General features: G+C 52.7%; 9 protein-coding genes. All 9 read left to right on the plus strand.

Annotated elements, in window-relative coordinates; genetic code table 11:
• The first annotated feature begins 70 nt into the window (after nt 1-70).
• The 9 genes from yaaA to serS all read left to right on the plus strand — a co-directional run bounded on the left by yaaA (nt 71) and on the right by serS (nt 12,508).
• Complete coding sequence (gene yaaA, locus BO53_RS0106730; protein WP_031546775.1) at nt 71-286, plus strand: S4 domain-containing protein YaaA; 216 nt, start codon at nt 71-73, stop codon at nt 284-286.
• A complete protein-coding gene (recF, locus tag BO53_RS0106735; RefSeq protein ID WP_031546776.1) occupies nt 283-1,380 on the plus strand; it encodes a DNA replication/repair protein RecF in 1,098 nt (365 codons plus the stop codon). Before yaaA ends, recF begins: the two co-directional genes overlap by 4 nt.
• Nucleotides 1,380-3,314: a DNA topoisomerase (ATP-hydrolyzing) subunit B gene (gene gyrB / locus BO53_RS0106740; protein WP_425414482.1), complete on the plus strand. Its 1,935-nt coding sequence runs from the start codon at nt 1,380-1,382 to the stop codon at nt 3,312-3,314. The genes recF and gyrB overlap by 1 nt, the downstream gene beginning before the upstream one ends.
• Before the next feature lie 19 nt (nt 3,315-3,333).
• Nucleotides 3,334-5,838 (plus strand): DNA gyrase subunit A, encoded by a 2,505-nt coding sequence (gyrA, locus tag BO53_RS0106745; protein WP_031546780.1) that lies wholly within the window; start codon nt 3,334-3,336, stop codon nt 5,836-5,838.
• A gap of 151 nt (nt 5,839-5,989) precedes the next feature.
• Complete coding sequence (gene hutP / locus BO53_RS0106750; protein ID WP_031546781.1) at nt 5,990-6,433, plus strand: histidine utilization transcription antiterminator HutP; 444 nt, start codon at nt 5,990-5,992, stop codon at nt 6,431-6,433.
• Between the two features lie 103 nt (nt 6,434-6,536).
• Entirely contained in the window at nt 6,537-8,045 is a 1,509-nt protein-coding gene (gene hutH / locus BO53_RS0106755) for a histidine ammonia-lyase (protein ID WP_031546783.1), read from the plus strand.
• Nucleotides 8,038-9,711: a urocanate hydratase gene (gene hutU / locus BO53_RS0106760; RefSeq protein WP_031546785.1), complete on the plus strand. Its 1,674-nt coding sequence runs from the start codon at nt 8,038-8,040 to the stop codon at nt 9,709-9,711. The genes hutH and hutU overlap by 8 nt, the downstream gene beginning before the upstream one ends.
• Complete coding sequence (gene hutI, locus BO53_RS0106765; RefSeq protein ID WP_031546787.1) at nt 9,711-10,943, plus strand: imidazolonepropionase; 1,233 nt, start codon at nt 9,711-9,713, stop codon at nt 10,941-10,943. The genes hutU and hutI overlap by 1 nt, the downstream gene beginning before the upstream one ends.
• 287 nt (nt 10,944-11,230) lie before the next feature.
• On the plus strand, nt 11,231-12,508 hold the full coding sequence (serS, locus tag BO53_RS0106770) for a serine--tRNA ligase (RefSeq protein WP_031546789.1): 1,278 nt from the start codon (nt 11,231-11,233) through the stop codon (nt 12,506-12,508).
• Nucleotides 12,509-12,570 lie beyond the last annotated feature (62 nt).

Consider the following 12,570-nt stretch of genomic DNA (forward strand, 5'->3'; position numbering starts at 1 on the left):
TGGGCGTTTGGAGTGAAATTTATCCGAAAATGTAGTATAATATAGTAGTGAGATTAAGGAGGATGAGTGCATGGAAAGTATCCGATTTGACGAACTCATTACATTAGGACAATTCCTGAAGCACGAAGGCATCATAGGGACCGGCGGAGAGGCCAAATGGTTCCTGCAGGAGAATGAAGTGCTATTGAACGGAGAGCCGGAAAACCGCAGAGGCAAGAAGCTGCATGAAGGTGACGAAGTGGATCTGGGGGAATTCGGCCAGTTTAGGATAGAATATTCCCGATGATCTTAAACCGAATACATCTTGGGAATTTCAGGAACTATGAAACACTGGACCTCGAATTTCATCCAAAACTTAATATTTTTATCGGACGGAATGCCCAGGGCAAGACGAACCTGCTCGAATCGATCTATTTCCTTGCGCTGGCGAAAAGCCATCGGACTTCAAAAGATAAGGAATTGATACGATTCAACCAGGATGAGGCATTCGTTAATGGCAATATAACGACTTCCTACAGCAATCTGCCCCTCTCCCTGAGTGTCAGCAGCAGGGGCAAGCGGGCGAAGGTCAATCATATGGAAGTATCGAAGCTGAGTCAGTATATCGGACACTTGAATGTGGTGCTCTTTGCTCCGGAAGACCTCAACATCGTCAAAGGGTCCCCGCAGATCAGGCGCAAATTCATCAATATGGAATGCGGCCAGATTTCAAAAGTGTACATCAATATGCTGAGCGGCTATCAGAAGGTCCTGGCCCAGAAGAACAACTACCTAAAACAGAAGAATGTCGATCGGGTCATGATCGATGTATTGAATGAACAACTTGCATACTATGCAAGTTTAATTATTTTAAAGAGGCAGCAATTCGTGGATACGATTGAAAAGTATGCCCGGAAGATACACTCGGATATATCGAACGGCCAGGAAATCCTGGCTGTCAGATACAAGCCGAATATAAAGTACGAAGCGACCGAAGTGGGTGCACTTGAGCAGGAGCTCAGGAGGCTCCTTCAAGATACGCTCGACCGGGAGATTGAACGGGGCCAGGCCCTGATCGGCCCGCACAGGGATGATATTGCGTTCTATATCAACGATTTTGATGTCCAGACGTATGGCTCACAGGGTCAGCAGCGGACGACCGCCCTGTCGGTGAAGCTGGCCGAACTTGAACTGATCAATGAGGAAATCGGGGAGTACCCGATCCTGCTTCTGGATGATGTATTGAGTGAACTGGATGAGACGCGGCAGTCCCATCTCCTGACCTCGATACGCAACCGGGTCCAGACGTTCGTTACAACAACGTCGATCAGCGACATCAACCATGCGATTATGGATGAGATGCAGGCACTTGGCATAGAAGATGGCAAGGTGAAAGTATAATGGAAGGTGATAATATGGCTGAAAAGAATATGGAACAGTATGGCGCCGAGCAGATACAGGTATTGGAAGGACTGGAGGCGGTACGTAAACGCCCCGGAATGTACATCGGTTCAACAGCTTCAAAGGGGCTGCACCATCTAGTATGGGAAATTGTGGACAACAGCATCGACGAGGCGATGGCAGGTCACGCCGACCGCATCAACATCACAGTCGAAGAGGACAACTGGGTGAGGGTGACCGACAACGGCCGGGGCATTCCGGTGGATATTCAGGAGAAGATGGGCCGTCCGGCGGTTGAAGTCATTTTGACGGTCCTCCACGCCGGTGGTAAATTCGGCGGCGGCGGATACAAAGTGTCCGGCGGCCTGCACGGCGTCGGTTCCTCCGTGGTCAATGCGCTGAGTAAGACGCTTGAGGTCTATGTGCACCTCGACGGAAAGATCCATCACCAGAGCTATACGAGGGGCGTACCCGATTTTGATCTGAAGGTCATCGGCGAGACGGACAAGACAGGTACTGAAATCCGTTTCAAGGCGGATGATGAAATATTTACAGAGACGACGGAATACGATATCGAAGTGCTTCAGAAACGCATCAAGGAACTCGCCTTCCTGAATAAGGGGCTGGAAATCAACCTGTTCGATGAACGGGGCGAGGAGGACGTCTCCTTCCAGTACTACTATGAGGGCGGCATCAAGTCATATGTCGAGCAGATGAACGAGACGCGCGAGATACTGCATGATGAAGTCATCTATATGCACAGCGAAAGGGACGAAGTGGAAGTGGAAATCGCCCTGCAGTATAACAACGGCTACAACTCCACACTGATGTCCTATGCGAATAACATCCATACGTATGAAGGCGGCACACATGAAGACGGCTTCAAGCGGGCACTGACAAAAGTCATCAACAACTATGGCTTCAATAATCGCATCATCAAGGATGGCGAAGACCGTCTGAGCGGCGAGGATGTCCGCGAAGGCATGACGGCTGTCGTGTCCATCAAGCATACGGACCCGCAGTTCGAAGGGCAGACGAAGACGAAATTCGGCAACTCGGAGGCAAGGCTGATCACCGATCAGCTTTTCAGTGAAGGTTTCGAACGCTTCCTTCTCGAGAACCCGGCCGCTGCCAAAACCATTGTGGAAAAAGGCCTTACCGCCCAGCGTGCAAGGGTGGCAGCGAAGAAGGCCCGGGAGATGACGCGCAGGAAATCCGCGCTCGAAATATCCAGCCTGCCGGGTAAACTGGCCGACTGTTCGAGCAAGGACCCTGCAAAGAGCGAACTGTTCATTGTCGAGGGGGATTCCGCCGGCGGTTCCGCCAAGGCCGGACGCAACTCCACCACCCAAGCCATCCTGCCGCTCCGCGGTAAGATACTGAACGTTGAAAAGGCGCGTCTCGACAAGATTCTGAACAACAATGAGATCCGGTCCATGATTACGGCGCTCGGTACCGGCATCGGAGAAGAGTTCGATTTGTCCAAAGCGCGCTACCACAAGATTGTCATCATGACGGATGCCGATGTCGATGGTGCGCACATCCGGACACTGCTTTTGACCTTCTTCTACCGTTTCATGAAACCGCTCATCGAAGCGGGCTACGTATATATTGCCCAGCCGCCACTCTATAAAGTCACCCAAGGCAAGAACAAATACTATGTATTCGATGACAGGGAGCTTGAATCCCTGCGCAATGAACTCAGTGACACGCCGAAGATTTCCCTGGCACGGTACAAGGGTCTTGGTGAGATGAATGCAGATCAGCTGTGGGAAACGACGATGGATCCGAGCTTCAGGACACTGCTCCAGGTGACGCTTGAAGATGCGGTCGATGCAGACCAGACGTTCGAAATGCTGATGGGTGACATCGTTGAGCACCGGAGAAACTTTATTGAAGAAAATGCATTATACGTCCAAAATCTTGACGTTTAATCAGTGGAGGTTATTTTGAATGAGTGATAGTACGGACAGATTGAAATCAACCAATATAAGCAAAGAGATGCGGACCTCCTTCCTCGACTATGCGATGAGTGTCATCGTATCCCGAGCGCTGCCGGATGTGCGGGATGGCATGAAGCCGGTCCACCGCAGAATATTGTACGGCATGCATGACAATGGAATGACGTCCGATAAGCCATATAAGAAATCCGCAAGAATCGTCGGGGATGTCATGGGTAAATACCACCCCCACGGCGACTCCTCGATATATGATGCCATGGTGCGTATGGCACAGGACTTCAGCTACCGCTATCCGCTCGTCGACGGTCAGGGGAACTTCGGTTCCATGGACGGCGACAGCGCTGCAGCAATGCGTTACACCGAGGCGAAGATGAGCAGGATCTCCATGGAGCTGATGCGTGATATCAACAAGGATACCATCGACTACCAGGACAACTACGACGGCAATGAACGCGAACCCGTCGTACTCCCTTCGAGATTCCCGAATCTGCTCGTCAATGGAACCAGTGGCATCGCAGTCGGCATGGCGACGAACATTCCCCCGCACAATATGAGGGAAGTCATCGATGCGGTGCTGGCATATGCTGAAGACAATGAAATCACCCTGCCCGAACTGATGGAGCATGTGAAGGGCCCGGACTTCCCGACTGCCGGCCTGATTGTCGGAAAAAGCGGCATCAGACAGGCCTACGAGACAGGACGCGGTTCCGTCATCATGCGTTCACGCTGTGAAATTGAAATGATGAGCAACGGCAAGGAGCGCATCGTGGTCTCTGAAATTCCCTACCAGGTCAACAAGGCAAGACTGGTCGAAAAGATTGCTGAACTTGCAAGGGAAAAGAAAATCGAGGGCATCACCGATCTGCGGGATGAAACGAGTCTGTCGGCAGGCGTAAAAATCATCATAGAAATCCGCAAGGACAAGAATGCCAACGTCATCCTGAACAACCTCTACAAGCAGACACCACTGCAGACAAGCTTCGGCATCAATATGCTGGCACTTGTTAAAGGCCAGCCGAAGATAATGGGTCTGAAGGAAATCCTCGCCCACTATCTTGAACACCAGAAGGTCATCATCACAAGACGGACGAAGTTCGACCTGAAGCGTGCAGAAGATCGTGCCCACATCTTGGAAGGACTGAAGATTGCACTCGATAACATCGATGAAATCATCGCACTCATCCGCGGATCACAGAATGATGAAGCGGCAAAGAATGGATTGATGGAAGAGTTCAACCTGTCTGAGCGTCAGTCCCAGGCAATCCTTGATATGCGTCTCAGACGCCTCACAGGACTTGAACGCGGCAAGATCGAGGATGAGTACAATGAAATACTGAAGACGATCCAGTACTTGAAGGAGATACTTGCAGATGATGACAAACTGCTTGAAATCATCCGCGAGGAACTGACTGAAATCAGGGAGAAGTACGGTGACGAGCGCAAGACCGAAATTACGCTCGGCAGCCTGTCCGACATCGAAGATGAAGACCTTATCCCGGAAGAGCAGATCGTCGTGACACTCAGTCACAACAACTATATCAAACGCCTGCCATCCTCCACCTACCGGGCACAGCATCGGGGTGGACGCGGCGTACAGGGCATGAACACGATCGAAGACGACTTCGTCAGCCAGATTGTGACGATGAGCACCCATGACTACATCATGTTCTTCACGAACAAGGGCCGGGTATATCGTCTGAAAGGCTACGAAATCCCTGAACTTTCCCGCCAGTCGAAAGGCATACCGATCGTCAATATGCTGGAAATCGACAAGGGTGAAGTCATCAGCACCATGATCGGGGTGAAGGATGAGGACACGGAAGATAAGTTCCTTGTATTCGCCACGAAGAATGGACTTGTGAAACGTTCGACGCTGGACAACTTCGAACGCATCAATAAGAATGGTAAGATTGCGATCTCCTTCCGGGGCGATGATGAACTGCTCGCTGTCCGTCTCACGGATGGTTCCAAGGAAGTGATCCTCGGAACGCGGGACGGCAACCTGATCCGATTCCCTGAAGCACAGATACGGACGATGGGCCGGACGGCTGCAGGAGTGAAAGGCATCAAGCTGCGCGGAGAGGATTACGTAATCGGACTGGACGTCCTGTCCGAAGGGCAGTCCATCCTTGTTGTAACCGACAATGGCTATGGAAAATGCACACCTGAGGCGGAATACCGAATCACTAGACGCGGGGGCATGGGTGTGAAGACGGCCAACCTTACGGAACGCATCGGAAAACTTGTCTATATCGCCGCCATCGACGGTGATGAAGATCTGATGATCGTCACGAACCATGGGGTCATCATCCGTCTGGTCATGGAAGAAGTCTCCACGACCGGCAGGAACACCCAGGGCGTCAGACTGATCAAGATGACAGGAGATCAGCACGTGGCGACGGTGGCCAAGGTCAAGGAAGAGCTTGAAGAGGAAACACTCGAGCTCGACAATTCCGAGGCTGCAGATACTGAACCAAGGGAAGATGCCGAAGAATAGCGGTAATTCCCGGATGATTACGACCCTGGCCTTTGGCCAGGGTCTTTTTATTGAATGACAAATTGCACTTCTTTCATGAAAGCGCTATAATAAGGGTAGTCATTAGTCAATCAGTTAAATAACCATAGATCGATTTTAAAGAGGTAGATCAATGAATCCGAATCAACAGCGCGAATTTGGCAAATATGCGACACTCGTCGCCCTGATGGGTAGCGATACGGCAATCGAACTGATGCCGGAGTACGAACCTTTCAGAGTGACTACAGGAAAAGTCGGATCGATGGATCTGAAGAAGGTCATCTCGTCCGTGGAGACGGCTGCAAAACGTAACGGGCTGATCGATGGGGAAATGTATCGGGAGACGCATGCACTCTACCATGCGATCATCGAAGCGGCCGAAGGAGTAACTCGCGGCAAACTGAGTGTGGGTGAAGTCATGCGTACTGTAGGCCTGTCCTTTTCGGTCGTCAGGGGGCGTCCGTACCCGGAGGATGCCGAGGGGGAATGGATCGCCGTATGCTTCTATGGCACCATCGGTGCGCCCATAAAGGGCAAGGAGCATGAGACACTCGGTCTTGGAATCAACCATATCTAGGAAGATAATTGAATAATCATGTCACAGACATCAGCTATTAGAGACACTGAACATCCCAAAGGGATGGCTGTGTCTTTTTTTAATGCTTGAAGGAGGCGTAAATATGACAGTTCTAACACTGACCGGAGAGAACCTGACAATCGACAGGATGAAGGCATTCCTCGAAGATGACAGGAGCACGGTCGAAATTTCGGAGGCAGCCTATCACAATGTACGCGAATCAAGAAGAACAGTGGAAAACATCATCGAACAGGAGAAGACGATATATGGGATCACAACCGGATTCGGCCTGTTCAGTGATGTAAGGATTTCCGGGGACAGGACGGCCGAACTGCAGGTCAATCTCATTCGCTCCCACTCGTGCGGGGTGGGCAGGCCGTTTGCGGAAAAGACGGTATTGACGATGATGGTGCTGAGACTGAACACCCTGCTGAAAGGCCACTCCGGCGTCACAGTCGCACTGGTCGACCAGTTGAAGACGTTCATCAACCGGCGGATCATTCCGAAAGTGCCGGAACAGGGATCACTCGGTGCTTCCGGGGACCTCGCCCCACTCGCCCATCTGGCAATCGCACTCATCGGTGAAGGGGAAGTATTTTATGAAGGCCGCCTGCGGGCATCGGAGGAAGTGCTTGATGCACTGAACATCCGACCGCTGAGGCTGGAGGCTAAGGAGGGACTGGCACTAATCAATGGCACCCAGCCGATGACGGCCCAGGGGCTGGTAAACTACATCGAAGCGGAAAAGATCATGGACGACAGCATGTGGATCGCCGCCCTCACCCATCAGGCGCTGAACGGCATTACGGATGCATTCAATGAAAAGGTCCATCTGTCGCGGGGGTACAAGGAACAGGTGGAAGTAGCCGAAAGGATGCGCGGCCTGCTCGAAGGTTCGAAGCTGACGACGCGCCAGGGCGAGGTCCGGGTCCAGGATGCCTATTCCCTCAGGTGCATCCCACAGGTCCATGGTGCCTCACTGCAGACACTCGCCTATGTGAAGGAAAAGCTCGAAATCGAAATGAATGCAGCCAATGACAACCCTCTGATTTTCGGGGAGGATGAAGTGATTTCAGGAGGCAATTTCCACGGACAGCCGATTGCGATTGCGATGGATCTGCTCAAGATCGGTGTCAGCGAAATGGCGAACATATCGGAACGGCGCATCGAACGGCTTGTGAATCCTGCGCTTAATGGAGACCTTCCTGCATTCCTCAGCCCGCAGGAGGGACTGCAGTCCGGAGCGATGATACTGCAGTATGCAGCAGCGAGTCTCGTGTCCGAAAACAAGACACTCGCCCACCCGGCGAGTGTCGACTCCATACCGTCGTCCGCCAATCAGGAGGACCATGTCTCCATGGGGACGATTGGTGCCCGTCACGCACGGGACATCATAGAGAATGTCAGGAATGTGCTGGCGATTGAACTGTTCATCGCACTGACAGCTGTCGAAATCAAAGGGGAGGACAAGCTGTCGCCGGAGACACGGGAGAAATTCGACACATACCGCGGTCACGTGGCCTTCATCAGCCAGGACCGCAATTTCAGTAAAGACATAAAAATACTATCGGACGAACTCAAACAAATCAAAGGGGTGGCAGAATATGTCTAGAAAAATCACTGCTAGGAAAATCGTTGCGAAAAAAGGGCTGGAATTGGAATGCAAAGGATGGGAGCAGGAGGCGGCCCTTAGGATGCTGTACAACAATTTGGATCCTGAAGTGGCGGAACGGCCGGAGGATCTGGTCGTCTACGGCGGCATCGGCAAGGCGGCAAGGAACTGGGAGGCGTTTGAAGCCATCGAGGAGACGCTGTGTACCCTCGAGAAGGATGAGACGATGCTGATCCAGTCCGGCAAACCGGTGGCGGTCTTCAAAACGCATGAGGCGGCGCCGCGCGTCCTTATGTCCAACTCGGTGCTTGTGCCGAAATGGGCAAACTGGGACCACTTCAACGAACTGGATAAGAAAGGGCTGATGATGTACGGCCAGATGACGGCCGGCAGCTGGATCTATATCGGTTCCCAGGGCATCGTGCAGGGGACATATGAGACGTTTGCCGAGCTTGCGAACCAGAACTACGACGGTACACTGCGCGGAACGATCACCCTGACCGCGGGACTCGGGGGCATGGGGGGCGCCCAGCCGCTTGCCGTGACGATGAATGAAGGGGTCGCGATATGTGTGGAAGTCGATCCAACAAGGATCCAGAAGCGTATCGATACACGCTACCTTGATACGAAGACGGATTCACTGGACGTGGCACTGAGGATGGCTGAGGAAGCGCGGGACAATGGTGAAGCACTCTCCATCGGTCTTCTTGGAAATGCTGCTGAGATCCACCATGAAATACTGCAGCGCAACTTCAAAATAGATGTGGTGACCGACCAGACGTCCGCCCACGACCCACTGAACGGCTACATCCCTGAAGGGTACAGCCTGGAAGAAGCGGCGAAGCTGCGGGAGCGGGATCCGAAGGAGTATGTGAGACTCTCCTCCCGTTCCATGGCGAATCACGTGGAGGCGATGCTTGAGTTCCAAAAGAACGGCTCGATCGTCTTCGACTACGGCAACAACATCCGGCAGGTCGCCTTTGACGAGGGTGCGGAGGATGCCTTCGCTTTTCCGGGATTCGTTCCTGCCTATATCCGTCCGCTCTTCTGTGAAGGCAAGGGCCCTTTCCGTTTCGTGGCCCTGAGCGGAGATCCAAAGGATATCGAAGCCGCGGACCGGAAGATGCGCGAGCTGTTCCCGGAGAATGAAAAGCTGCTCCGCTGGCTGGATATGGCTGAGGAGAGAATCGCCTTCCAGGGGCTGCCGGCGCGGATCGCGTGGCTCGGCTATGGTGAACGTGCCAAGATGGGACTCGCCCTGAATGAAATGGTTGCGAATGGCGAAATCTCCGCACCGGTCGTCATCGGGCGTGATCATCTCGACAGTGGATCAGTCGCCAGCCCGAATCGGGAGACGGAAAGCATGAAGGACGGCAGTGACGCAGTCGGTGACTGGGCGATACTGAATGCACTCGTCAATACGGCAGCCGGCGGCTCCTGGATCAGCGTCCACCACGGTGGCGGTGTCGGCATGGGCTATTCCCTGCATGCAGGCATGGTGGTCGTTGCGGATGGTACCGAAAATGCACAGCGCCGCCTTGAACGTGTGCTGACGAGCGACCCGGGCATGGGAGTTGCCAGGCATGCCGATGCAGGATACGACATTGCGGTCGATACTGCAAAAGAGAAAGGCGTCAATATTCCAATGCTAAAGGAGAATCAGTAATGAACGATATCATCATCAGAAACATCAAGTCACTCATTCTGCCGAAGAAAAGTGACGGGCCACTCAAAGGCATAGAGATGGATGCACTCGAAATCATCGATCAGGCGATGATCGTCCTCAAGGATGGCAGGGTCGTCTACAGAGGTGAGGAGAACGATGACTATGAAGCATCGGAGATCATCGATGCCGGCGGCATGATCGCCTCCCCTGCCCTCGTCGATCCGCATACGCATGTGGTACATGGGGGCTCGCGAGAGCATGAAATGGCGCTCAAACGTCAGGGGGTCGACTATCTGAAGATCCTTGATCAGGGCGGCGGCATACTGAATACAGTTGAGCAGACGAGGAAAGCCACACACCAGGAACTGCTGGATAAGGCATCCAAGAACATCACCCGCATGATCCAGCATGGTGTGCTCACCATCGAAAGCAAGAGCGGCTACGGACTGGATCGTGAAAATGAGCTGAAGCAGCTCGAAGTTTCCCGGGAAATATCCGAGAAATTCCCCATTACGATGCGGCATACCTTCCTTGGTCCGCACGCCATCCCGAAAGGCGCTGATGGTGAGGCTTTCCTGGATGAGATGATCGGACTGCTGGATGAGGCGAAGGACTATGCCGATTTTGCGGACATCTTCTGTGAAACGGGCGTCTTCACGATCGAACAGTCGAGAAGATATATGAAGGCTGCAAATGAGAAAGGGATGAAGGTCAAAATCCATGCGGATGAAATCGATCCGCTCGGCGGTCTGGAATTGGCCATTGAACAGGGTGCCATCAGTGCCGACCACCTCGTCGCCGCAAGTGATGCAGGCAAAAAGATGCTTCAGGACAGTGGGACGGTTGCGGTACTGCTGCCGGGCACGACCTTCTATCTTGGGAAGGATCAGTACGCCGATGCCCGTGGCATGATTGAACAGGGTGGCGCTGTGAGCCTTGCGACCGACTACAACCCCGGCAGCTGTGTGACGGACAATCTCCAGATGATCATGGCGATTGCGAGCCTGAAGCTGAAGATGACGCCGAATGAGATCTGGAACGCCGTAACGGTGAATGCGGCCCACGCAATCGGTGCGGATTCGGGCACGCTGGAAGCGGGAGACCCTGGGGATATAGTGCTTTGGGATGCACCCAATCATGAATATATCCCCTATCACTACGGCGTCAACCATGCGCATACGGTCATTGCTGAAGGCAAAGTCGTATATGAGCGTCCAGGCCTTACCCTGTAGGCAGTGCCTTGCATTTTCAGGATATTCATAATAGAATGGTAGCAAGCTGAATATCAGCCGCTTGAAGGAAACAGTAGTGTTCCACTTGTCTGCAGAGAGGCCATGGATGGTGAAAATGGCCACAGGGGAATATGAATTTCCATCCTTCCATAAGAGTGGCCGGTACCCCGTACCGTTAAATTGATGAGATGATGCTTTATGCATCAAATTAGGGTGGCAACGCGTATACCACGTCCCTTTCCGGGGGCGTGGTATCTTTTATTTCTATAAACATGGAGGTTAGGCTTATGCTGGATATCAGACTGATTCGCAATGAAGTGGAAAAGGTGAAGGAAAAGACGCAGAAGCGCGGGGTGGATCCTGCAGTCATAGATGAAATACTGGAACTTGATGAGTCCCGGAGAAAACTCATCAAGGAGACCGAGGAACTGAAGAGCAAGCGCAATAAGGTCTCCGAGGAAATCGCCCAGAAGAAGCGCAACAAGGAAGATGCAGACGACGCCATCCAGGCCATGCGCCAGGTCGGGGAAGACATCAAGGATATCGATGCCCGGCTCAATGACATCAAAACGGATTTCGAAGACAGGATGAGCCGTGTGCCGAACCTGATACATGATGATGTGCCTGAAGGTGCGGACGATACGGAGAATGTTGAAATACGCAGGACAGGGGGCCCGCGCCAGTTCGATTTTGAACCGAAGGCCCATTGGGATATCCTTGAGGATTTGGAACTCGCCGATTTCGAACGGGCAGCGAAAGTGTCCGGTGCACGGTTCGTCTACCATACCGGTGATGGTGCCCGCCTGGAGCGTGCCCTGATGAACTTCATGCTCGATGTGCACAACAAAAATGGTTACAGGGAAATGATGACGCCTCAGATTGTCCGTGCCGAAGCAATGTATTCAACGGGACAGCTGCCGAAGTTCGAGGAGGACCTCTTCAAGATCGATGGCATGGAGATGTACACGATTCCGACTTCCGAAGTCACCCTGACGAACTTCTATAAGGACGAGACGCTGGAGGATGCCCAACTGCCGGTGAAGTTCACTGCACAGACAGCCTGCTTCAGAAGTGAAGCCGGTTCTGCCGGAAGGGATACACGCGGCCTCATCCGCCTCCACCAGTTCAACAAGGTGGAAATGGTCCGTGTGGAGCGCCCGGAAGATTCCTGGGGCGCCCTCGAAGAGATGACCACCCATGCTGAAAACATATTGAACCTGCTCGAGATACCGCACCGCACTGTGCTGCTGTGTACAGGAGACATCGGCTTTGGCTCTTCCAAGACATATGATGTGGAAGTATGGCTGCCAAGCTACAACGACTACAAGGAAATCAGCTCCGTCTCCAACATGACCGATTTCCAGGCCCGGCGCGGAAATATTAAATTCAAGCGGGAAAAAGGTGCAAAGCCGGAGCTTCTGCACACGCTGAATGGCAGTGGGCTTGCAGTCGGCCGGACGATGGCTGCACTCCTTGAAAACTATCAGAATGCGGACGGCTCAGTGACCATCCCCGAAGTGCTCAGACCGTATATGAGTGGTCAGGAAAAGCTTGAAGCGTTATAATAAACAGTACTGGATGCTCCTATTCGTTTAGGAGCTTTATTTTATGGTTGGAGGAGTGAAAA

Source organism: Salinicoccus luteus DSM 17002 (genome assembly GCF_000712035.1).
GTDB lineage: Bacteria > Bacillota > Bacilli > Staphylococcales > Salinicoccaceae > Salinicoccus > Salinicoccus luteus.